Here is a 22,960-nt window from a genome sequence, read left to right as displayed (position 1 = left end):
CTGCCCCCGCCTGGCCGTTGTCTACTGGCCGTGCCCCTCACCCTGCCCGTACACCGGTAACCGCGGCCGGTTCGCGCCGCCCCGCCGACCCCCGCCCGCTGGACCTGGCCGCCGCGACGCGATGCACCAACAATGTCGCTCGGCCAGCGGACGAAGGGACGAAGCGAACAACAGCCGCTTCCCGTAGTAGGACTCAAAGACGGTACGGCCTACACCCCCGCCGCTGTCAACCCACCCCCGGCCAGTCGCGCCCACCGACCCGGCGTGTCGCGCCGGCGCGTCTCAATCCCCACCCAGATGCCGCCGCAACAACGCCCCCGCCGCCCCCGGATGCTCCCCGGCGAGCAACCCACCGGCAGCCAGCACATAATCCACGTCCACCACCGGCCGCGCCGCCCGCGGCAACGGCCAACCCCCGGCATGATCGGTCAACACCCGCGTCAACACCCCCACCGCCGCCCCCGCGTCGGCGTGACGCAGCACACCACCGGAACCCACCAGCAGCCGCACGTCCCGCAGATCCCGCCCCGCCCGCTCACCCGTCGCCGCACCCCGGGCATGCCGACGCAACGCCACCGTCGCCGCCAACGCCGCGATCCGCCCCTCCACCACCCGGTCCCGATCGTCGACCGGCAGGAACCCCGGATCGGCCGCCCGCGCCGCCGCCGCCACCCCCAACGCCTCCTGCCCCGCCGCATCGAGCAGCCGCTCCTCCACCGCCGCCCGCACCACCCCCGGCGCACTCCACCGCATCCCCAGATCACCCTCCACCGTGCGGGCCCGCCACAGCGACCCCGCCACCTCCCGGCCCGGCCCGTCGGCCCGCTCATCCGGCGTCAACACCGAATACACGTCGGTCGTCGCCCCACCCACATCCACCACCACCAGATCACCACCCACCACGTCGGCGAGGACCTCCACCCCCATCAACACCGCATCCGGAGTCGCCGCCCGCACCAACCGGCCGAACCGGGCCCCCCGCGACAACCGCTTACCACCGATGACGTGCCGCAGGAACACCTCCCGGATCGCCGCCCGCGCCGACGCCGGCGCCAACACCCCGATCCGGGGCAGCACATTGTCCGCCACCGTCACCGGCACCCCCGCCGCCGCCAACACCCCCCGCAGCCCGTCCCGCACCTCCACGTTGCCCGCCACCACCACCGGCACCCGCCACCGGGCCCGCGCCAACCGGGTCGCGTTGTGCGTCACCGTGTCGACGTCCCCACCATCGGTGCCACCCACCAGCAACACCACGTCCGGGCGGGCCGCCCGCACCGCCGACAGCTCCGCCGCCCCCAACCGGCCCGCCGCCACGTGCACCACGTTCGCGCCCGCCGACAACCCCACCCGCCGCCCCGCCTGCGCGGTCACCAACGGCTCGTAACCCACCACCGCCAGCCGCAACCCGCCACCCGCCGACGAACACACGTACCACGGCAACGCCCCGGCAACCCCCGCGCCGGCCCCCTCGACCGCCGCACCCACCGCCGCGTCCAACCCGTGCAGCACATCCGTCCCGACCGACGTGGGCGCCGACGCCGCCCCCACCAGCCGGCCCGCGTCCAGATCCACCACCGCCGCCTTCGTCCAGGTCGACCCGACGTCGGCGCAGACCGCCAGCCTCACGCCGCCGCCGGAACGACCACGGTGCCCGTCGCCGTCACCACCACCACCGGCTCCGCCAACACCTCCGCCGCCGACCCACCCCGCTCCGGCCGCCCCCGGCACACCACCCGCGCCACGAAGTCGATCCCCCGGCTGCGGGTGCCCACCCGCACCACCGTCGCCGTCACCTCCACCACGTCACCCGCCCGCACCGACGACACGAACTGCACATCCGAATACGACGCGAACAACCCCTCGTCACCATCGGTACGGATACACACCTCCGTCGCCACGTCCCCGAACAACCCCAACACGTACGCCCCGTCCACCAGGTTCCCCGCGTAGTGGGCGTGCGCGTACGGCACATACCGCCGGTGCGTCACCGACAACCCCAACCGTGCACCACTCATCCCCGCGCCTCCCTACTCGTCACCAACGCATGCACCAGATACGACGCCACCTCACCCGGCGTGGTACCCCGACCGAAGATCCGGTCCACCCCCAGCTCCGCCGTCATCGTCTCGTCGAACCGCGGCCCACCCACGATCAGCAACGGCCGCTTCCCCGCCGGCATCGCCTCCCGGAACGCCGCCGACATCTCCCGCGTGTTGTGCAGATGCGCATCACGCTGCGTCACCACCTGCGACACCAGCACCGCATCCGCCCGCTCCCGCCGCGCCGCCTCCACCAACTCCGGCACACTCACCTGCGCGCCCAGGTTCGACACCTTCAACTCCCGGTAATACTCCAGGCCCTTCTCCCCGGCGATGCCCTTCACGTTCAGGATCGCGTCGATGCCCACCGTGTGCGCGTCCGTGCCGATACACGCCCCCACCACCGACAGCTTGCGCCGCAACCGCCGCTTCACCACCGCGTTGACCTCCTTGGCCGACAGCAGCGGAAAGTCCCGCTCCACCACCTGCACCTGCGCCAGGTCCACCAGATGGTTCACCCGCCCGTACACCACGAAGAACGTGAACCCGTCACTCATCGGCTTCGCGTGCACCAGCATCGCCGGATCGATGCCCATCCTGTTCGCCAACTGCACCGCCGCACCCTCGGCCCGCTTGTCGTGCGGCACCGGCAACGTGAACGACACCTGCACCATGCCGTCACCGGTGGTGTCCCCGTACGGCCGCACGATCGTCTTCTCGCTCATGAGGGTTGCTGCTCCAGGATCTCCGTGGCCGGGTTGTAGTAGTCCGCCTCGTGCCGCGCCACCCCGGACAGGCCCTTGCCCCGGTCCGCCGGCCGCTTCATGATCCCGAACGTGCCCTCGGCGATCGCCGTCAACAACGACTGGTCCCCGATCCGCTCCAGCAGATCCACCGCCTCACCCAGCACCCGGTGCGCCCGCTGCTGGATGAACCCACCCGGCGCCGGCACGAAATCCTCGTGCAACCCGCCCGCCGCACCCAACACGTACCGCACGTTCTGCAGGGCGATGTCCCGGTCCGACAACCACGGCGTCACCACCGCCTCGGTCATCATCCCCACCAGCAGGATCCCCTGCCCCGTCATCGTCCCCACCAGATTGAAGAACCCGTCCAGCAGATTCCCCCGGAACACGTCCCCCGTCATGTGCTTCGTCGGCGGCATCCACTTCAACGGCGCATCCGGGAACAACTCCCGCGCCAACAACGCGTGCGCCAACTCCAGCCGGAACGACTCCGGCACCTCAGGGTTGATCTCGAACGCGTGCCCCAGCCCCAACTGGGCGTCGACCAACCCCGCCTCGTGCGCGAAGAACTCGTTGAGCAGCTGCGACACCGTCACCGTGTGCGCCTCCTCGACCGCGTCGGCGGTCGTGAGGTAGTTGTCCTCACCCGTGTTGATGATGATCCCCGCCCGCGCGTGCACCTGCCGCGAGAACCGCTGATCCACGAACGTCCGGATCGGATTGATGTCCCGGAACAGAATCCCGTACATCGAGTCGTTCAGCATCATGTCGAGCCGTTCCAGACCCGCCAGGGTGGCCATCTCCGGCATACACAGGCCCGACGCGTAGTTCGTCAACCGCACGTACCGACCCAGCTCCCGCGACGACTCGTCCAGCGCCGCCCGCATCAACCGGAAGTTCTCCTGCGTCGCATACGTGCCCGCGAACCCCTCCCGGGTCGCCCCCTCCGGCACATAGTCCAACAACGACTGCCCCGTCGACCGGATCACCGCGATCACGTCCGCACCCGCCCGCGCCGCCGCCTGCGCCTGCGGAATGTCCTCGTAGATGTCACCCGTCGCCACGATCAGGTAGATCCACGGCCGCTGCTTCGGGTCCCCGTACCGCTTGACGAGGCGGCCCCGCTCGGCCCGCCGCCGGTCGATCCGCCGCACACCCGCGGCGACCGCCCGACGCGCCACCCGCCGCGCCGCCGTGGCGGCCCTACCGGTGGGCTGCGCGAACCGCACCGACCCGGCGGCCGCCTTCTGCGCCAGCAGCGTCACATCGCTGATCTGCTCCCGCGCCAACGCGTCGAACACCGGCACCGCCACCCCGTGCCCCAACCCCACATCCGCCACCACCGCGTCCACCAGACGGTTCACCCACGGAATACCGTCCGGATCCGCACCGGTCACCCCGGCCAGCCGCAACACCGCCCGCTCCACCGACACCGTGGTGTGACTACGCGCCAACTCCACCACCGGCTGCCCGGCCCGCCGCGCCAACTCCCGCGCCCGCGCCACCAGCACCGGATCCAGGTCAAGCTTCCCCGTCACGACGCGCCTTCCTCATAGATGACCTCACCACGCAGCACCGTCGCCCGGCACACCGGCAACGGCGTCGGATCCCCCGGACCCCGCAACTCCGGATCCTCGGACTGCAACACCGGCAACCCCCGCTCCACCCCCGCCGGGGCCTCCCACACCGCGAACGTCGCCGGCGCGCCCTTGGCGATCACACCCTCGTTGTCCAGGTGCACCGCCCGCCAGCCACCCCGGGTGTGCGCCGCGAACGCCGCCCGCACACTCATCCGCTGCGCCGCATTGTGATGCGCCGCCGCCGCCCGCACCGCCCCCCACGGATCCAGCGGCGTCACCGGCGAATCCGACCCGAACGCCAACGCCACCCCCACCCCGTGCATCGCCCCCATCGGATTCGACTCCAACGACCGGGCCAACCCCAACCGCGACTCGTACATCCGACCCGCGCCACCCCACAACCGGTCGAACGCCGGCTGCATCGACGCGACGATCCCGTACTCCACGAACCCGGCGATCAACGCCTTGCTCATGATCTCCGCGTGCTCCACCCGGTGCCGCGCCGCCCGCACCCGGTCCGTACCCAACACCGCAGCCGCCGCCGCGAACCCCGCCAACACCGTCCCGATCGCCGCGTCACCGATCGCGTGGAACCCGCCCTGCACCCCGTGCGCCGCACAGTCCACCAGATGGTCACCCACCTGATCCGCGCTCAGATAACCGTGCCCACACCCCTCACCGTCGCGGTACGGCCCCGACAGGTGCGCCGTCCGCGACCCCAACGCCCCGTCCGCGAACAGGTCACCACCCGCCCCCACCGCCCCCAACTCCCGCGCCCGCGCCGCCCCCGACAACTCACCCCAGTACCCGTACACCTCCGGCACACCCGCACCCGAAAGACCCAACAGACCCGTGAAATCCTCCTCGTCGGAAATCTCCGGCCCACCACACTCGTGCACCGCCGCGATCCCCAACGACGCCGCCCGCGCCAACGCCACCCGCTGCGCCGCCACCCGCTGCCCCCGCGTCACCCCGGCCCGCGCCGCCGCCCGCACCACATGGTGCGCGTCCCGCCGCAACCACCCCGACGCGTCGAAACCCGGCAAACCCGCCACCTGCGGACACGCCGCCAGCAACGCCTGCGACACCAACGCCGAATGGATCGACGCCTGCGACAGATACACCCGCCGACCACCCGCCGCCCGGTCCAACCGCGCCGCGTCCGGCAACGCCGCATCCACCCAACCCGACTCGTCCCAGCCGTGCCCCAACACCACCGCGTCCGCCGGCAGACCCGCCGCGAACACCGCCACCGCGTCCAGCAACCCGGCCGCCGACCGCACCGACGACAGATCCAGACCCGACAACACCAACCCGGTGTCCGTCGCGTGCACGTGCGCGTCCACGAACGCCGGCGTCACCAGCGCCCCACCCAGCTCCACCACCCGGTCGGCGGCCGGCGCGTCCGCGTCCACACCCAGCCAGGCGATCCGCCCGTCCCGCACCAACAGCGCCGTCGCGCTCGGCTCCGCCGGACAGTGCAGCACTCCACCGCGGTACAACGTCGAGGGGTTCGTCATGGCACTCAGTCTGCCGCCAACCGGGACGCGAAGAGACCACGTACCCCCGGCTCCGACCGCACCAACCCCAACGCCAGCTCCGCGTGCCCCGGCACGTAACCGTTGCCCACCAGCATCGTCACGTCCGCCGCCAGCCCCTCCGCACCCAACGCCGCCGCCGCGAAACTCGTCGCCATCGAGAAGAAGATCACCGTGCCGCCGTCCGCCGTGGCCAACACCGCACCGTGCTCACACCCCGGCACGTCCACGCACACCACCGTCACGTCCGCCGGCCCACCCAACGCCGTCGTCACCGCCGACGACACCCCCACCGGGTCCCGGGCATCAGCCAACGCCACCACCGACGCCAGACCGGCCGCCACCAGCGCGTCCCGCTCCGCCGCCACCGGCACCACCCCCACCGTACGACCGGCACCCGCCCGCCGCGCCGCTGCCAACGACAACGACCCGCTCTTGCCCGCCCCACCGATCACCGCCACCGTCACCGGCGACCCGTCACCGGTCCGCTCCCGCCGCGCCACCTGCTCGGCGACCACCCGGGCCGTCAACGCCGGCGCACCGCACACGTCCAGCACCGCCAGCGCCAACTCCGGATGCAGATCCGCCGGCAGCACCGCCGCGATCGACCGGGCGAACAGGATCGCGTACCCGTCACACGGCACCTGCTCGCTACGCCCGTCCCAGCGGGCCAACCCGTCCAGGATCGTCAACGGGGTCAGCGTCAACGACACCAACGTCGCCACCCGGTCACCCACCGCCAACCCCAACGGCGACCGCCGGCCGGCCTCCTCCACGGTGCCGATCAGCATCCCGCCCGACCCGGTCACCGGATTCTGCATCTTGCCCCGCGCCGACACGATCTCCAGCACCTCGGCGCGGACCTTCTCCCCGTCCCCACCGTGCTTCTGCGCCAACTGCCGGAAACTCGCCGCGTCCAGGTTCAACCGCTCCACCCGGATCCGCACCTCGTTGGGGGCGATCCGCGGGTCGGCGTCCAACCGCCAGGCCGCCTGCGGCAGCACCCCCGCCGGTTCCACGACGCGGTGCAGACCCACCGGTGACGTCACGCCGACCTCCCCTCTCCACCGCCCGAAGCCCCGACCAGGACTCGCATCGCGGGAAAACTTACGGCAGACTAATTTCTTCGCCGGATATTTTCCAGTAGCCTTTCGGGATCTACCGATCATCGCCCGCCGGTCACCCCGGCCACGCAGCACGAGGAGGGGCCGTGACCCAGACCCAACCGATGGCGACCATCCCCGGGCCCCGCCCCGCCCCGGCCGCCGCACCCACCGCCGGGCAGCCCTACGAATACCGCCGCAGCCCCCTGGTCGAACCCGACTGGACCCGCTTCCCCGGCTGGCGCGACGTCACCCGCGAACAGTGGGAGAACGCCCAGTGGCAACGCGTCAACTGCGTCAAGAACATCAAGCAGCTGCGCGCCGTCCTCGGCGACACCGTCGACGAGAGCTTCTACACCGACCTCGCCGCCGACCAGCAGGCCCTGGCCACCATGTCGATGCTGGTGCCACCCCAGATGATCAACACGATGGTGCCGTTCGCCCCGATGACCACCGAGGCGTTCCGCGCCGACCCCATCCGCCGCTACATGATCCCCGTCACCGCCGACCGGCGCACCGACTGGCCCTCACACCCCTACGCCAGCCGCGACTCACTGCACGAACACGACATGTGGGTCGCCGAGGGCCTCACCCACCGCTACCCCACCAAGGTCCTCGCCGAACTGCTCTCCACCTGCCCCCAGTACTGCGGCCACTGCACCCGGATGGACCTCGTCGGCAACTCCACCCCCGCCGTCGACAAGCTCAAGCTCACCCTCAAGCCCGTCGACCGCTACGACGCCCACATCGCCTACCTCAAGGCCCACCCCGGCGTCCGCGACGTGGTCGTCTCCGGCGGCGACGTGGCCAACGTCCCGTGGCGCAACCTTGAGTCGTACCTGATGCGGCTGCTCGAACTGGAAACCGTCCGCGACATCCGGCTCGCCACCAAGGCCCTGATGGGCCTGCCCCAGCACTGGCTCCAGAACGACGTCGTCGAGGGCCTGGAACGGGTCGCCCGCACCGCCGCCCGACGCGGCGTCAACCTGGCCATCCACACCCACGTCAACCACGCCCAGTCGATCACCCCGCTGGTCGCCAAGGCCGCCCAGACCGCCCTCGACGTCGGCGTCCGCGACGTGCGCAACCAGGGCGTGCTCATGCGCGGCGTCAACGCCACCGCCCCCGACCTGCTCGACCTCTGCTTCGCCCTCCAGGGTGAAGCCGGCATCCTGCCGTACTACTTCTACATGTGCGACATGATCCCCAACGCCGAACACTGGCGGGTCCCGGTCTGGCACGCCCAGCAGCTCCAGCACGACATCATGGGCTACCTGCCCGGCTACGCCACCCCCCGGATCGTCTGCGACGTGCCCTTCGTCGGCAAGCGCTGGGTGCACATGCTCACCGAGTACGACCGGGAACGCGGCATCTCCTACTGGACCAAGAACTACCGCACCTCCATCGAGTCGGCCGACCTGGAGGCGCTCAACAAGCGCTACGCCTACTACGACCCGATCGACACCCTCCCCGAGGCCGGCCAGCGGTGGTGGGCCGCGCACCGCGACGACTGACCCGCACCACCCCGCCGCCCCCGCGACCCGGACCGGTCCCGGGGGCGGCGGCCGTCACGCCCCGCGCGGCGCGTACATGATCACGGCGACGCCGAGCAGGCAGATCGCCGCGCCCGTCAGGTCCCACCGGTCCGGCCGGAAGCCGTCCACCAACACGCCCCACGCCAGCGACCCCGCCACGAACACCCCGCCGTACGCGGCCAGGATGCGGCCGAAGTTCGCATCCGGCTGGAACGTCGCCACGAAACCGTAGACACCCAACGCGACCACCCCGCCGGCGATCCACCACAACCCCCGGTGCTCCCGCCAGCCCTGCCAGATCAGCCACGCCCCACCGATCTCGGCGAGCGCGGCCAGGACGAACAACACCAGCGAACGGGCGACCAGCATGCCCGCACGCTAACCCGGGTGGCCCCCGCACCGTGCCCAGGGGCCACCCGGCCGGCGCGGACCGTCAGCGCATGGCGTCCCGTACGTCCCGACCGGCGTCCTTGACGTGCTCGCCGGCCTGCCGGGCCCGCGCCTCGCTCTGCTCGGTGGCGCCCTCGGCCCGCATCCGCTCGTTGTCGGTCATGTCGCCGAGCCGCTCCTTAGCGGCGCCGGTCAGCTCCTGGGCCTTGTTCTTGGCCTTGTCGGTGAAGCTCATGTCGCCTCCTGTCGCTGCGGCGGTCACGGGGCGGCGGCCCCGTACCGGTGGCGTCCCCGATCCGGCCGACCCGAAACAGAACCGCGCCGTAGGCGCTGATTAGAAGGGGTGCGCCGGGGCGCACCATCTCTAGGGCATCCTAGGACAATAGGTGGCCGGCTGGGCCCGGCGGTTGCTGGTTGACTGGGCGGATGAGCGAGATCATCCTGATCCGGCACGGCGAGACGACGTGGAGCGCCAGCCGGCGGCACACCTCGTACACCGATCTGGAGCTGACCCCCGACGGTGAGCGGCAGGCCCGCGCGCTGGCCGGGGTGCTGACCTGCCAGCGCTTCGCCACCGTGCTCGCCAGCCCCCGACGCCGGGCGCTGCGCACCGCGCAGCTCGCCGGCCTCACCGTCGACGGCACCGACGACGACCTCACCGAGTGGAACTACGGCCGGTACGAGGGCCGCACCACCGCCGACATCCACACCGAGCGCCCCGACTGGAACATCTGGACCGACGGCTGCCCCGACGGGGAGTCCCCCGACCAGGTCGGGGCCCGGGTCGACCGGCTGCTCGGCCGGCTCACACCACTGCTGGCCCGGGGCGACGTGGCGCTGGTCGGGCACGCCCACCTGCTCCGGGTGGTCGGCGCCCGGTGGATCGGCCTGCCCGCCGCCGGCGGCGGCAAGCTGCGCCTGGACACCGCCACCGTCAGCGCGCTCGGCCACGAACACGGCCGCCCGGTCATCCTGCGCTGGAACGGCCGCTGAGCGGCCGTACCCGCAGCTACGCCGGGGCCTCCGCGCCGCTGCGGGTACGGCCCCGCAGCTCCCCCACCGCCACCTTCGGCGGACGCCCCTCGTACGGGGTGGACAGCACCACCGTCGTGCGGGTGGTGACGTTCGCGGCGGTGCGGATCTCCTGGAGCACCCGTTCCAGGTCGGCCGGCCCGGCCACCCGCACCAGGAGCAGGTAGAAGTCCTCCCCCGCCACCGAGTAGCAGGAGTCGATCTCGGGCAGGTGGGCCAGCCGCTCCGGCGCGTCGTCCGGCTGGGACGGGTCGAACGGCCGGATCGCCACGAACGCGGTCATCGGCAGATCCAACGCCTCGAACGACACCCGGGCGGTGTACCCGTTGATCACGCCGCGCTGTTCCAGCCGGCGGACCCGCTGGTGCACGGCCGAGACCGACAGGCCGACCCTCTCCGCCAGATCCGTGTACGACAGGCGGCCGTCGGCGGTCAGCGCGGCGACGATGGCACGGTCGGTCTCCTCCACCCGTGCAACCTACCCGGTGGAGCGCTCCCCTGGCGACGACGTCCCGCCCGATGTGACGCTCAGCGGGCCGCCCGGTCGCGCACCGCGTCGGCGGCGAAGTTGAGCACCTCGGCCAGATCCTCCTCGTCGAGGAAGGGCAGATCGGTGAGGATGTCCGTCACCGACATCCCCTCCGCCATCATCGCCAGCAGGGTCGCCACCGGGACGCGGGACTGCCGCACGCAGGGCGCCCCGCCCATCACCTCGGGGTCGATGGTGATCCGGGGAAACGTCACCGGCACAGGTTAGTCCCTCGCCAGCGCCCGGGAGATCACCAGCCGCTGGATCTGGTTGGTGCCCTCGACGATCTGGAGCACCTTCGCCTCCCGCATGTACCGCTCGACCGGGTGGTCGGCCACGTACCCGGCCCCGCCGAGCACCTGCACCGCGTCGGTGGTCACCCGCATCGCCACGTCGGTGGCGAACAGCTTCGCCTTGGCCGCCTCGATCGAGTACGGCCGGCCCGCGTCGCGCAACCGGGCGGCGGCCAACGTCAACGCCCGGGCGGCGGAGATCTGGGTGGCCGCGTCGGCCAGCAGGAAACCCACCCCTTGGAAGTCGACGATCGCCCGGCCGAACTGCTGCCGCTCCCGGGCGTAACCGACGGCGTAGTCCAGCGCCGCCTGGGCCAGACCGACCGCGCAGGCGGCGATGCCCAGCCGCCCCGAGTCCAGCGCGGACATCGCGATGGTGAAGCCCGCGCCCTCCCCACCGATCAGCCGCTCGGCCGGCACCCGGGCGTCGTCGAAGGCGATCTGCGCCACCGGCGACGAGCGCAGCCCCATCGTCCGCTCGGCCGCCTGCGGGGCGATGCCCGGCGTGCCCCGGTCGGCCAGCAGGCAGGAGATGCCCTTCGGGCCCGGCCCGCCGGTACGGCAGAACACGTTGTAGAAGTCCGCCACCCGGGCGTGCGTGATCCACGCCTTGACCCCGGTGACCCGGTAGTCGTCGCCGTCGCGGACCGCCCGGGTGGTCAACGCGGCGGCGTCCGAGCCACCCTGCGGCTCCGACAGGCAGTACGCCCCGAGCAGTTCCCCACCCACCAGCTCCGGCAGCAGCTTGCGTTGGGCGTCGGTGCCGAACTCGGCAAGCGGGTAGCAGGACAGGGTGTGCACGCTGACCGCCTCGGCGACCGCGAGCCACCGGCCGGCGAGGATCTCCAGCACCTGGAGGTAGACCTCGTACGGCTGGGCCGCGCCGCCGTGCTCCTCGGCGTACGGCAGGCCCAGCAGGCCGGCCCGGCCCAGGGTGCGCAGCACCTCGCGGGGGAACTCGGCGCGCTCCTCGAAGCCGGCGGCCCGGGGCGCGAGTTCCCGGTCGGCCAGTTCGGTGGCGAGGTCGAGCAGGTCGTGGGCCTCGTCGGTGGGGAGGATGCGGTCGACAGTCATAGCGCGATGAGCTCCAGAGGTGGGTGAGCCGCCGCCCGTCGTCCGCCGGGCGCCACCCCGTCAGCTTAACGGTCGTTCGGGTCGGGGCCCAGTCCGGCGTGGCCGGCACCCCGGTGAACCGCGCCCGCCGCGGCTACGTACCACCGGACGCCTTCCCCGGTCCCGACGAGCCCGACCGGAGTCCCCATGCACCGACGCACAGCACTGACCTCGACGGGGGTGGCCCTCGCCGCGCTCGTCGCCGGCTGGGCGGCTCTCACCGTCCCCACCGCGAACGCCGAGACCGACGCCGCGCCACCGGCCGCCACCGGCCCGGCCGGCACCGGGACGCCCGAGCCGCCACCGGCCACCCGGGAACCCGCCACCGGGCAACCGGCCGCCGCGCCCGCCGGGTCCCCGGTGGACCGGCACGGCCGGCTGCGGGTGTGCGGGGTGCACCTGTGCGACGCGGCCGGCGAGCCGGTCCAGTTGCGCGGGATGAGCAGCCACGGCCTCCAGTTCTTCCCGGACTGCCTCAACCCCGACTCGCTGGCCGCGCTGCGCACCGACTGGCGGGCCGACTTCGTCCGGGTGGCGATGTACGTCCAGGAGGGAGGGTTCGAGACCGACCCGGCCGGCTTCACCCGCCGGGTCGACGAGGCGGTGGAGACCGCCAGCGCGCTCGGCCTCTACGTGGTGGTCGACTTCCACGTGCTGACCCCCGGCGACCCGCTGGTCAACCTGGACCGGGCCCGGTCGTTCTTCGCCGAGGTCGCCGCCCGGCACGCCGCACGGACCAACGTGCTCTGGGAGATCGCCAACGAACCCAACGGGGTCGACTGGGCCACCATCAAGAGCTACGCCGAACAGGTCATCCCGGTGATCCGGGCCGCCGACCCGGACAGCGTGGTGCTGGTCGGCACCCGGGGCTTCTCCTCCCTCGGCGTGTCCGAGGGCGCCGACGAGACCGAGGTGACCGACGACCCGGTCGACGCCGGGAACATCATGTACACCTTCCACTTTTACGCCGCGTCCCACCGGGACCTGCAACGCGAGACGGTGGCCCGGGCCGCCCGGAGCCTGCCGCTGTTCGTCAGCGAGTTCGGCACCCAGACCTTCACCGGCGACGGCCCCAACGACCTGGACAGCGCCACCACCTGGCTGGACCTGCTGCAACGCCTGAAGATCAGCTACTCGATGTGGAGCTACTCCGACGGCCCGGAGAGCAACTCGGTGTTCCGGCAGGGCACGTGCGCCGGCACCGACTTCACCGGCACCGCCGTGCTCACCGAGTCCGGGCGGTTCATCCGCGCCCGGCTGCGGGGCTGACCGGCCGCCGGGTCCGTCAGCCGGTGACGGCGGCACCGACCCGGCGGACCCGGTCGGCGTGGGTCAGCACGTCCACGCTGTCGACGTACTGGTCCACCGCGCCGACCAGCGGCCGGTCCCGCAGCGCCGGGTCGACGATCGCGGCCCGCAGCACGGCCGCCAACCGGGGCGCGTCGAGTACCAGGAAGGGCCGCCCGTGGAAGGGCCGGGCCGCGACGTCGACCGGCCCGGCCAGCCCGGTGTCGTTGGTCCACCCGGCGACCGTCTCCAGCGCCCGCACCAGCCCCGCCTGCCGGTGCGGCCAGTCACCCGGCCCGAGCGCGTCCGCCAGCGCCGCCACCACCGGGCCGGCGTCCGGCAGCGCGGCGAACACGCTGCCGAGCCACTTGTCGTACGGCGGCCAGCGGCGACGGGCCAGCAGGCCCAACCGCATCAGGTCCCGGGCCACCCGGGCGGCCACCAGCCGGCTGCCCAACGCGTCACCCACCTCGGCGCACCGGCCGACCAGATGCTCGGCGTGCCCCACCCGGGTCCACCCGGCAGCCAGCACGTGCCGCCACACGTCGTCCGGATACCAGGCCAGGGCGGCCCGGACCGCGCCGACCGCGCCGTGCAGGCCGTCGTGGAACACCGCACCACCGGTCACCTCGGCCAGCCGCTGCGTCGGCAGGGACAGCCAGTCGGCGATGGTGATCGCGACGGTCGGATCGAACCCGAGCCGGCCCCGCAGCCAGTCCCGCCAGCCGACCACCTCGACGCCGGTGCGGTCCCCGGCGACGTCGGGCACCCCCAGCCGGGCGGTCGGCCAGCCGAGGAACCGGGTCGGCCGGCCCAGGAAGCGGGGCGGCAGGTCGGCCAGCGCCGCCCGTACCGACGCCGCCCCGGCCGGATCGGCCAGGAAGACCTGCGCCCGGGGCCCCCAGTCGTGGTCGGTGGAGCGTTCGGTGTCCAGCCCCAGCAGCTCCGAACCGCCGTCGAACAGCCCGGCGGAGTAGCGCAGGCCCGGCAGGTGCCGTGCCAGCAGCGGCCCGACGACCTCGTCGTGGAAACGCCGACACAGCACCAGACCGGGCACGAACTCCATGCCCGCAGTCTCACCCGGCGGCCACCGGGTCGTCACGCCGGTTTCCCACCGGCATCCGCCCCGGCGGCGGAACCGTCGCCGCCGGTCGGTCGTTGGGCCAGCCGTGGACGCGGGACACCGCGCCGCACGTCGTAGGCCCGGTCCCGGACCGGGCGGAGGGAGGGACCGTGTCGTCGACCCGGCTGGTCGTCATGCTGATCGCGGTCGCCGTGACCGTGCTGCCCGGCACCGCGCCCGCGGACGCCGCGCCGGGATGCCGGCCGGCCGGCCCCGCACCGGCCCACGGGGCGGCGGCGTGCACCGGCCCGCACCGGCCCGGACCCGTCGGGGCGTCCACCGCCGGGCGGGTCACCGTCGACGGCCGTCTCGCCCGGTACAGCTGGCCGGGGGTGTACTTCGAGGGCCGGTTCCGGGGCACCGGGGTCGGGATCGTCCTCGACGACGCGGTCAACGACTACGCCGTCGAAGTCGACGGGGTGACCGTGGCGACCCTGGTCACCCCGGGGCGGACCACGTACCGGGTGACCGGGCTGACCGCCGGGCGGCACACCGTACGCCTGGTCAAGCGCACCGAAAGCCCGACGGCGGCGGGCGCGTTCGGCGACTTCGTCGCCGTCGACGGCGGACGGGTCCTGGCCCCGCCGCCCGCCCGCCACCGGCAGATCGAGTTCATCGGCGACTCGCTGACCGCCGGCTACGGCAACCTGTCGACCGACCGGGAGTGCACCGACGCCGAGGCCACCCGCCGCACCGACGCCGACCTCAGCTTCGGCGCGCTCACCGCCCGCCGGTTGGACGCCGACTACCAGCTCAACGCGTACTCCGGGCTGGGGATGGTACGTAACCACGACGGCGGCAGACCCGACGTCACCTACCGCACGTTCTACCCCCGGTCCCTGCTCGCCGTGGACGGCGACGTCTGGGACCGGCCCGCCAGCTGGCGACCGCAGCTGGTCGTGGTCGGGTTGGGCGCGAACGACTTCGCCACCGACCTGCGCCCCGACGAGGCATGGACGCCGCAGAGCCTGCGCCGCGCCTACCGGGACGCCTACCACCGGTTCCTCGACCGGCTCCGGGTCCGGTACGGCCGGGACACCCTCGTCGTGGTGACCGCACAGCAACTGTGGAACACCACCGCCTTCGCCGAGGCCGCCGCGCAGGTGGTACGGGAACGTCACGACCTGGTCCGCTACTGGTACCTCGACGGCGTCGGCCTGGACTACGGCGGCTGCCGCTGGCACCCGTCCCGCAAGGACCACGAGGTGATCGCCGAGCGGCTCGGCGCGTTCCTGGCCACCGTGCCGCTGCGCTGGTGACCGTGCCGGGCACGGCCGGTGGGCGTCCCCCATGTCGTCGGTGGGGTGTGCCAGGCTGTCGGGCGTGGCAGACCAACAGCCGATCCTGCTGATCGACGCCCCCAGCCTCTACTTCCGGGCCTACTTCGGGGTGCCCGAGTCGGCGGCGCGGACCGACGACGGCCAGCCCGTCAACGCCGTGCGCGGGTTCCTCGACATGCTCGCCCAACTGGTCCGCACCCGCCGGCCCGACCGGATGGTCTGCGCGCTCGACCACGACTGGCGGCCCGCCTGGCGGGTGGAGCTGCTGCCGTCGTACAAGGCGCACCGGGTCGCCCCGGAGGGCGGCGAGGAGGTGCCGGACACCCTATCCCCGCAGGTGCCGGTGATCCTCGACGTGCTGGCCGCGATCGGCATCACCGCCGTCGGCGCGACCGGTTACGAGGCCGACGACGTGCTGGGCACCCTGTCGGTCACCCAGCCCGGCCCGGTGGAGGTGGTCTCCGGCGACCGGGACCTGTTCCAGCTCGTCGACGACGACCGCCGGGTCCGGCTGCTCTACATCGGTCGCGGGGTGGCCAAGCTCGACGACTGCGACGACGCCGCCGTCCGGGCCCGCTACGGGGTCCCCGCCGACCGGTACGCCGACTTCGCCGCCCTGCGCGGCGACCCGAGCGACGGGCTGCCCGGGGTGCCCGGGGTGGGCGAGAAGACGGCCGCCCGGCTGATCGACCGCTACGGCGGCCTGTCCGGCATCCTCGCCGCGCTCGACGACCCCGACTCCGGGTTCGCCCCGGGGCTGCGCGCCAAGCTCGACGGCGCCCGCGACTACCTGGCGGTGGCCCCGAAGGTGGTCCGGGTCGCCACCGACGTCCCGCTGCCGGCGCTGCCGACCGCGCTGCCGGCGGCACCCGCCGACCCCGACCGGCTGCTGGAGTTGGCCCAGCGGTGGAACCTGGCCGGCTCGTGCCGGCGGCTGGTCGACGCCCTCGCCGCGCGACCCTGACCGGCCCCGGCGTCCCGACGCCGGTCAGCGCGGCGGTGGGGCGTCCCGACGGGACGGGAACGGGGTGCCCGGCCGGCCCAGGGTGGTCGAGCGGGCACGCAGGCCCACCGGGTCCGGGGCCGCCTCCGGTTCGACGACCGGCGCGTTGACCTGCCGCGCCTGCAGGTAGGCGGCGGCGGCCCGGTCGTCGTCGGTGGGCGCGGCCAGCAGCGCGTACACCAGCCCCACCACCACGAAGATCACCGCGAGGACGATCGGCACCAGCAGGGTGCTCACCCCCGCGCCGGTGACCTCGCCGCGCTGCCCGTGCAGGTGCACCGACAGGGCGCTCATCCCGGTGAAGTGCATGCCGTTGACCGCCACCCCCATCAGCAGGGCGGAACCGGCGATCGCCAGGCCCCGGCGGACGGTCATCGCCAGCCACAGGGCCACGGTGGCCGCGACGACGGCGATGGCCACCGACAGTGCCACCCGGGTGGCGTCGTAGTTCAGGTCACCGTTGAGCCGCATCGCGGCCATCCCGGTGTAGTGCATGGCCGCGACGCCGATCCCGGTGAACAGGCCACCGCCGAGGACCTTCGCGGCGCTGAGCCGGCCGGTGCCGACGATGGCCAGGCCGATCCCGACGGCGGTGACGGCGATCACCGTGCTGGCGGCGGTGAGCGGCACGTCGTACCGGATGCGGGTGCCGGTGACCGCGAAGCCGAGCATGGCCATGAAGTGCATCGCCCAGATCGCGGTGCCGCCGATCGCCCACGCGGCCAACAGGCCCCACCAGAAACGCTGACCGGAACCGGTGGCGGTACGGATCCGCCCGGCACAGACCAGACCGAGGAACGAACCGAGCACGGACAGCGCGTAACTCAGCGCCGGTGTGATCCACCCGTACTCAAAGTGATTGATCTCCGCCACGGCGGTCTTCCCCCCACTCATTACCGGCGCGTAGGCGACCGCGCCCGAGCAATGATCGGGGAGGCTCCGAGCAGGCGCAACAGCGACCCCCCGGCAATCCGGGGGGTGCCGTCACGGTGACCGTCCGATGCGTCGATTCACCGCCCGACGGTGACCGAAAGTGATGATCAGGCGGAGGTGTAATGGGCGAGTACGCCCCGGTTCACGGCGGCGATCGCCTGCCGAGCGGTGGCCCGCAGCTCCGTCGACGCCCCGCCGGAGTCGGATAGTTGACCGAGCAGGTCGGCGACCTGTCGGGCCCAGCGGACGAAATCCCCGGCGGGCATCTCCCCGTCGAACTGGTGACCACTGGCGAGCACCTTGGCCAGGGTCTCCCCCCGCGCCCACCGGTAGATCGGCCAGGCGAACCCGAGATCCGGCTCCCGGGTGGCGGTCAGCCCCCGCTGCGCCTCGTCGGCCTCGATCCCGCTCCACAACGCGAGCGTCTCGTCGACCGCGTCGGCGACCGGCCCACGCGGCAGCGACGCCCGCTCGTCGACGTCCCGCCGGGCCTCGAACACCACCACCGACACGGCGGCGGCCAGCTCCGCCGGGGACAGGCCGTCCCAGACACCCCGCCGAAGACACTCGGCGACCAGCAGGTCGGCCTCCGTCCAGATCCGGCCGAGCATCCGACCGGCGTCGGTCACCCCGCCGTCGGCGGACAGGTACCCCCGGGCCGTCAGCAGGGCGACGATCCGGTCGAAGGTCCGGGCCAGCGAGCCCGTCCGCCCCGACACCCGCTGCCGCAACTCCTCGGTGTCCTTCTCCAACCGGCGACGCCGCTCCGCCCACCGGGCGTGGTCCTCCCGCTCCGGGCAGGCGTGGCAGGGATGCCGCCGCAACTCGGTACGGAGCTGGCTGAGCCGGTGGTCCTCACCGACGGCCTGCCGGGACCGGCCACCCCGCCGGCCACCGTGCCGGTCCAACCCGGTGCCGCTGACCTCGGCGGCCAGATCCCGCCGGGCGGCCGGCGACCGGTGGTTGAAGTGCTTGGGCACCCGGATGCGGGCGAGCACCTCGGCCGGGGTGGTGAAGTCGCCGGGACTGACCCGACCCGCCCACCGGTCCTGGGTGAGCACCAGCGGCCGGGGCTCACCGAACCCCCCGGTCGCCGGATCGAGGACGACCGCGAGCCCGGCCCGCCGCCCGGACGGCACCCGGATCACGTCACCGATCCGCAACCGCTCCAACGCCGCCACCGCGGCGGCCTTGCGCTGGGTCTGCCCCTGCCGGGCGATGGCCCGTTCCCGGTCGGCGATGGCCACCCGCAGGGCGAAGTACTCGTCGAAGTCACCCTGGTGGCAGGCCGCCTCGGCGCCGTACGCGTCGATGGTCTCGGTGTTGCGCTGCACCTGACGGGCCAGCCCGACCACCGACCGGTCCGCCTGGAACTGGGCGAACGACGACTCCAGCAGCGCGCGCGCCGGCTCGGCGCCCACGCTCCCGACCAGGTTGACCGCCATGTTGTACGACGGCCGGAAGCTCGACCGCAACGGGTAGGTACGGGTGGAGGCCAGGCCCGCCACGTGCCGGGGGTCGGTCTCGGGCGACCACACCACCACGGCATGCCCCTCGACGTCGATGCCCCGTCGACCGGCCCGCCCGGTGAGCTGCGTGTACTCCCCCGGGGTGAGATCGACGTGGGCCTCGCCGTTGAACTTGACCAGCCGCTCCAGCACCACGCAACGGGCCGGCATGTTGATCCCCAACGCCAGGGTCTCGGTGGCGAACACCGCCTTGACCAGGCCCCGGACGAACAACTCCTCGACGACCTCCTTGAACACCGGCAGCATCCCGGCGTGGTGGGCGGCCAGACCACGCTCCAACCCGTCGAGCCACTCCCAGTAGCCCAGCACGGTCAGATCCTCACCGGGGATCGCGGTGACCCGGGACTCCACCACCCGACGGATCTCGGCACGTTCCTCCGCCGAGGTCAGCCGCAGACCGGCCGCGAGGCACTGCTGCACGGCGGCGGCGCAGCCGGCCCGGCTGAAGATGAACAGGATCGCCGGGAGCAGCCCCTCCCGGTCGAGCCGGTCGACGATGTCCGGACGCAGCGGCCCACGCCAGCGCGGACCACGCCGACCGCCGCCGGGACCGGCGCCGCGCCCCTCCCCCAGCTCCAGCCGGCGGGTCTGCTCCCGGGTGTAGCGCAGCAACTCCGGATGCACGTCGTGCTTACGGGCCGCGTCGGCGTCGTGGAACAGGTCGAACATCCGCCGCCCGACCAGCATGTGCTGCCACAACGGCACCGGCCGGTGCTCGCTGACCACCACCGCCGTCTCACCGCGCACGGTGACCAGCCAGTCGGCGAACTCCTCGGCGTTGGAGACCGTCGCCGACAGCGACACCAGGGTCACCGAGGAGGGCAGGTGGATGATCACCTCTTCCCACACCCCGCCCCGGAACCGGTCGGCGAGGTAGTGCACCTCGTCCATCACCACGTACGCCAGGCCGGCCAGGGTGGCCGAGCCGGCGTAGAGCATGTTGCGCAGCACCTCGGTGGTCATCACCACCACCGGGGCGTCCCCGTTGATCGCGTTGTCGCCGGTGAGCAGCCCGACCTGCGCGGCGCCGTAACGCTGCACCAGGTCGTGGTACTTCTGGTTGGACAACGCCTTGATCGGCGTGGTGTAGAAGCACTTGCGCCGGGTGCCGGGCGGCGCGCCCCCGGCCGGCGACGCCGCGCCCGGCGCGCCCCGCAACGCGAGGTGCACGGCGAACTCACCGACCACCGTCTTGCCCGCCCCGGTCGGGGCGCAGACCAGCACCCCGCTGCCCCGTTCCAGCGACTGGCACGCCTCACGCTGGAAGTCGTCGAGGTCGAACCCCAGGTCGAGGGTGAACTCTTCCAGGGCCGGGAACTGGGCGGCCTGGGCAGCCCGGCGACGTGCCTCGGCGTACCGCTCGGCGGGGCTCGACATGTCAGCAAGATTAATCGGTGCCACCGACGCTTACCCGGCAAGGCCGTCCGGCACGACGGTCGGAGCGGGTCGGTAGGGTGCACGACGTGCCGGATCATGCCGAACCGTCCCAGACCCCGAACGGCGTCACGCACGCCACCCGGGCGGGCGCGTCCCGCCATCGCGTGGAGGCGGTGCTCTTCGACTTCCACGGCACCCTCGCCCAGGTCGAACCGGCCCACGACTGGGTGGTCGCCGCCGCGGCGACGTGCGGGGTCGAGCTGGAACGGATGCGGGCCACCGCGCTGGCCGACCGGCTGCTCACCGCCGGCCGGGCCGGCGGCCCGCCGCCCGCCCGGGTACCGCCCCGGCTGGCCGAACTCTGGGCCGACCGGGACCTCTACGAACACGCCCACCGGGCCGCGTACACCGGGCTGGCCGAGACGGTGGACGCCGGGATCGAGGGCTTCGCCGAGGCGCTCTACGAGCGGGTGCTGGCCCCGGACGGCTGGGTGCCCTACCCGGACACCGCGCCGGTGCTCACCGCGCTCCGCGACGCCGGCATCCCGGTGGCGGTGGTCAGCAACATCGGATTCGACATCCGCCCGCTCTTCACCGCCTGGGGCCTGGCCGACCTGGTCGACGCGTACGCGCTGTCGTACGAGGTGGGGCGGTGCAAGCCGGACCCGGGCATCTTCCTGCGCGCCTGCGGGATGCTGCGGGTCGACCCGGAGCGGACCCTGATGGTCGGCGACACCCCGGCCGACGCCGGGGCCGTCGCCGCCGGCTGCGGGGTGCTGGTGCTGCCGGCCGCCGGAGCGGGCCGCCCCAGCGGCCTCGGCACCGTGCTCGACCTGGCCCTGCCCTCCCCGTGACCGGCTCGTCCGGCCGGGCGACGGCGGTCGGGCTGGTGCTCGGCGGGGCGTTGTCGGTGCACTTCGGCTCCGCCGTCGCCGCGCTGCTCTTTCCCCGGGTCGGCGTCCCCGGCACGGTCACCCTGCGGCTGGCCATCGGGGCGGTGCTGATGCTGCTGGTGTGCCGCCCCCGGCTGCGCGGGCACGACCGGGCCGACTGGCTGGCCGTGGGCGCGTTCGGGCTCGCCCTGGCCGGCATGAACTCGGTCTTCTACCAGGCCATCGAACGCATCCCGCTCGGCCCGGCGGTGACCCTGGAGGTGCTCGGGCCGCTCACCCTGTCGGTGCTGACCGCCCGCCGGTGGACGGCCTGGTGCTGGGCGGGCCTCGCGCTGGCCGGGGTGGCGCTGCTCGGCCAGGGCGGCTTCGACCGGCTGGACCCCGTCGGCGTCGGCCTCGCGCTCGCGGCGGGCGCGCTGTGGGCCGCGTACATCGTCTGTTCGGCGCGGGTCGGCGGGCGGTTCCCCCGGGCCGACGGGCTGGCCCTCGCCCTGGCCCTGGCCGCGCTGCTGTCCCTGCCGTTCGGCCTGGCCGACGCCGGGGCGCGGCTGTGGCATCCGGGGGTGCTCGCCCTCGGGGCCGGGCTGGCGCTGCTCGCCTCGGCGCTGCCCTACACGCTGGAACTGCTGGCCCTGCGCCGGCTGGCCACCTCGACGTTCGCCGTGCTGATGAGCCTCGGTCCGGCGCTCGCCGCGCTCGCCGGCTGGCTGATCCTGGGGCAGGATCTGCACCCGGTCGAGGTGCTGGCGATCGGCCTGGTGGTCGTCGCCAGTATCGGTGCGGTCCGGGCCGCCGCCCCGCGTGGGCCGCTCACCGCAGCAGACGCACCGCCCGAGGCACCGCACTGATCCGTACCGGCAGGTCCAGGGACCGCTCCCCGTCGGCGTACGTGGTGATGCCCTCGGCGGCCAGTTCCACGGTGCGGGCCCGGAAGCTGCTCGCCAGCGGATGCGTCACGTGGGTGCCGGCGTAGATGCGCGGTTTGACCCGGATCAGGGTACGCCTGTCGAAGCGGCCGCCGACCACCACGTCCAACAGTCCGTCGGTGAGGTCGGCGGCGGGGCAGATCCGCATCCCGCCCCCGTACCTGGCACCGTTGCCCACCGCCACCAGCACCGCGTCCACCTCGTGTCCGACGCCGTCGAGGCGCAGCGTGTAGCGGCGCGGACGCAACCGGGCCAGCTCGACGAGGATCGCCAGGTCGTACCGGCGGGGGCCGCGCGGCCAGCGCATCCGGTTGGCCCGCTCGTTGACGATCGCGTCGAAGCCGGCGGCGAGGACCGCCCCGTACCAGCGGTCGGTGCCGTCGCCGCCGGTCATCCGGGCCAGGTCGACCGGGCGGGTACGGCCGGCCCGCAGTGCGGCGGCGATCACCGCGACGGCGGCGAGCGGATCGGCCGGGAAACCCGCGTCGGCGGCGAAGTCGTTGCCGGTGCCGACCGGCACCGGGGCGAACGGCACCGCCGTACCGCCGACGGCCTGCAGGGCCCGGTGGACCGTGCCGTCGCCACCGACCGCGACCAACGCGGACGCCCCGGCGGCGACCGCCGCGTGGCAGGCCGCCTCCGCCCCGGCGGGGTCGTGCGCGGTGAGCAGCTCCACCGGGCGGCCGGCGGCGGCGAGCAGGTGGGCGC

The 22,960-nt window shown here is 73.4% G+C and carries 22 protein-coding genes; 7 read left to right on the top strand and 15 right to left on the bottom strand.

Annotated features, from left to right (window positions below; translation table 11 throughout):
• Positions 1-282: 282 nt before the first annotated feature.
• The 6 genes from H1A17_RS24775 to H1A17_RS24750 are packed head-to-tail and all read right to left on the bottom strand — an operon-like array spanning position 283 to position 6,943.
• Positions 283-1,629 (bottom strand): glutamate mutase L, encoded by a 1,347-nt coding sequence (locus tag H1A17_RS24775; protein WP_194823007.1) that lies wholly within the window; start codon positions 1,627-1,629, stop codon positions 283-285.
• A complete protein-coding gene (locus H1A17_RS24770) occupies positions 1,626-2,018 on the bottom strand; it encodes a hotdog domain-containing protein (protein ID WP_194823006.1) in 393 nt (130 codons plus the stop codon). Before H1A17_RS24770 ends, H1A17_RS24775 begins: the two co-directional genes overlap by 4 nt.
• On the bottom strand, positions 2,015-2,767 hold the full coding sequence (locus H1A17_RS24765) for an OAM dimerization domain-containing protein (protein WP_145920036.1): 753 nt from the start codon (positions 2,765-2,767) through the stop codon (positions 2,015-2,017). The genes H1A17_RS24770 and H1A17_RS24765 overlap by 4 nt, the downstream gene beginning before the upstream one ends.
• Positions 2,764-4,326 (bottom strand): lysine 5,6-aminomutase subunit alpha, encoded by a 1,563-nt coding sequence (locus H1A17_RS24760; RefSeq protein WP_145920037.1) that lies wholly within the window; start codon positions 4,324-4,326, stop codon positions 2,764-2,766. The genes H1A17_RS24765 and H1A17_RS24760 overlap by 4 nt, the downstream gene beginning before the upstream one ends.
• A complete protein-coding gene (locus tag H1A17_RS24755; protein ID WP_194823005.1) occupies positions 4,323-5,888 on the bottom strand; it encodes an amidohydrolase in 1,566 nt (521 codons plus the stop codon). Before H1A17_RS24755 ends, H1A17_RS24760 begins: the two co-directional genes overlap by 4 nt.
• Before the next feature lie 5 nt (positions 5,889-5,893).
• Complete coding sequence (locus H1A17_RS24750; protein WP_194823012.1) at positions 5,894-6,943, bottom strand: zinc-binding alcohol dehydrogenase; 1,050 nt, start codon at positions 6,941-6,943, stop codon at positions 5,894-5,896.
• Between the two features lie 173 nt (positions 6,944-7,116).
• On the opposite strand from H1A17_RS24750, the gene H1A17_RS24745 reads away from it, so the two are divergent.
• Complete coding sequence (locus H1A17_RS24745) at positions 7,117-8,523, top strand: KamA family radical SAM protein (protein WP_375372830.1); 1,407 nt, start codon at positions 7,117-7,119, stop codon at positions 8,521-8,523.
• Between the two features lie 54 nt (positions 8,524-8,577).
• Here the strand turns inward: H1A17_RS24745 and H1A17_RS24740 are convergent, their stop codons facing one another.
• Together H1A17_RS24740 and H1A17_RS24735 are read right to left on the bottom strand one after the other, a co-directional pair.
• The gene (locus tag H1A17_RS24740) at positions 8,578-8,913 is read right to left on the bottom strand and encodes a YnfA family protein (protein WP_145920040.1); all 336 of its coding nucleotides are present in this window, start codon (positions 8,911-8,913) and stop codon (positions 8,578-8,580) included.
• A 64-nt stretch (positions 8,914-8,977) separates the two neighbouring features.
• Positions 8,978-9,169: a CsbD family protein gene (locus H1A17_RS24735; RefSeq protein WP_088647084.1), complete on the bottom strand. Its 192-nt coding sequence runs from the start codon at positions 9,167-9,169 to the stop codon at positions 8,978-8,980.
• A gap of 191 nt (positions 9,170-9,360) precedes the next feature.
• On the opposite strand from H1A17_RS24735, the gene H1A17_RS24730 reads away from it, so the two are divergent.
• Positions 9,361-9,927: a histidine phosphatase family protein gene (locus H1A17_RS24730; RefSeq protein WP_194823004.1), complete on the top strand. Its 567-nt coding sequence runs from the start codon at positions 9,361-9,363 to the stop codon at positions 9,925-9,927.
• A 16-nt stretch (positions 9,928-9,943) separates the two neighbouring features.
• Here the strand turns inward: H1A17_RS24730 and H1A17_RS24725 are convergent, their stop codons facing one another.
• The 3 genes from H1A17_RS24725 to H1A17_RS24715 are packed head-to-tail and all read right to left on the bottom strand — an operon-like array spanning position 9,944 to position 11,862.
• Positions 9,944-10,435 (bottom strand): Lrp/AsnC family transcriptional regulator, encoded by a 492-nt coding sequence (locus H1A17_RS24725; RefSeq protein ID WP_145920042.1) that lies wholly within the window; start codon positions 10,433-10,435, stop codon positions 9,944-9,946.
• 59 nt (positions 10,436-10,494) lie between these two features.
• Complete coding sequence (locus H1A17_RS24720; RefSeq protein ID WP_088647100.1) at positions 10,495-10,710, bottom strand: DUF433 domain-containing protein; 216 nt, start codon at positions 10,708-10,710, stop codon at positions 10,495-10,497.
• 9 nt (positions 10,711-10,719) lie between these two features.
• On the bottom strand, positions 10,720-11,862 hold the full coding sequence (locus H1A17_RS24715) for an acyl-CoA dehydrogenase family protein (protein WP_145920043.1): 1,143 nt from the start codon (positions 11,860-11,862) through the stop codon (positions 10,720-10,722).
• Positions 11,863-12,048: 186 nt separating this feature from the next.
• Between H1A17_RS24715 and H1A17_RS24710 the strand changes: the two genes are divergently transcribed.
• Complete coding sequence (locus tag H1A17_RS24710; protein WP_145920044.1) at positions 12,049-13,170, top strand: glycoside hydrolase family 5 protein; 1,122 nt, start codon at positions 12,049-12,051, stop codon at positions 13,168-13,170.
• Positions 13,171-13,186: 16 nt separating this feature from the next.
• On the opposite strand, the gene H1A17_RS24705 is transcribed toward H1A17_RS24710, so the two are convergent.
• Entirely contained in the window at positions 13,187-14,254 is a 1,068-nt protein-coding gene (locus tag H1A17_RS24705; protein ID WP_194823003.1) for a DUF4037 domain-containing protein, read from the bottom strand.
• 167 nt (positions 14,255-14,421) lie between these two features.
• On the opposite strand from H1A17_RS24705, the gene H1A17_RS24700 reads away from it, so the two are divergent.
• Positions 14,422-15,570, top strand: a complete 1,149-nt coding sequence (locus tag H1A17_RS24700) for an SGNH/GDSL hydrolase family protein (protein WP_309236851.1) — start codon at positions 14,422-14,424, stop codon at positions 15,568-15,570.
• A gap of 31 nt (positions 15,571-15,601) precedes the next feature.
• Positions 15,602-16,555: a 5'-3' exonuclease gene (locus tag H1A17_RS24695; RefSeq protein ID WP_168222498.1), complete on the top strand. Its 954-nt coding sequence runs from the start codon at positions 15,602-15,604 to the stop codon at positions 16,553-16,555.
• A gap of 24 nt (positions 16,556-16,579) precedes the next feature.
• On the opposite strand, the gene H1A17_RS24690 is transcribed toward H1A17_RS24695, so the two are convergent.
• The gene (locus H1A17_RS24690; protein WP_194823002.1) at positions 16,580-17,467 is read right to left on the bottom strand and encodes an MHYT domain-containing protein; all 888 of its coding nucleotides are present in this window, start codon (positions 17,465-17,467) and stop codon (positions 16,580-16,582) included.
• A 167-nt stretch (positions 17,468-17,634) separates the two neighbouring features.
• Entirely contained in the window at positions 17,635-20,433 is a 2,799-nt protein-coding gene (locus tag H1A17_RS24685; protein ID WP_145920048.1) for an RNA helicase, read from the bottom strand.
• A gap of 86 nt (positions 20,434-20,519) precedes the next feature.
• Between H1A17_RS24685 and H1A17_RS24680 the strand changes: the two genes are divergently transcribed.
• The gene (locus tag H1A17_RS24680; RefSeq protein ID WP_370516911.1) at positions 20,520-21,287 is read left to right on the top strand and encodes an HAD family hydrolase; all 768 of its coding nucleotides are present in this window, start codon (positions 20,520-20,522) and stop codon (positions 21,285-21,287) included.
• A complete protein-coding gene (locus tag H1A17_RS24675) occupies positions 21,284-22,174 on the top strand; it encodes a DMT family transporter (protein ID WP_194823001.1) in 891 nt (296 codons plus the stop codon). The genes H1A17_RS24680 and H1A17_RS24675 overlap by 4 nt, the downstream gene beginning before the upstream one ends.
• On the opposite strand, the gene H1A17_RS24670 is transcribed toward H1A17_RS24675, so the two are convergent.
• The coding region (locus tag H1A17_RS24670) for a diacylglycerol kinase family protein (RefSeq protein WP_194823000.1) at positions 22,137-22,960 on the bottom strand (824 nt) is incomplete at its 5' end. The genes H1A17_RS24675 and H1A17_RS24670 overlap by 38 nt on opposite strands.

Source organism: Micromonospora sp. S-DT3-3-22, assembly GCF_015354745.1.
In the GTDB taxonomy this organism is placed as follows: Bacteria; Actinomycetota; Actinomycetes; order Mycobacteriales; family Micromonosporaceae; genus Micromonospora; species Micromonospora wenchangensis.
Note: the sequence above shows the minus strand (reverse complement) of the source record. Positions and strands in the feature narration are given on the sequence as shown.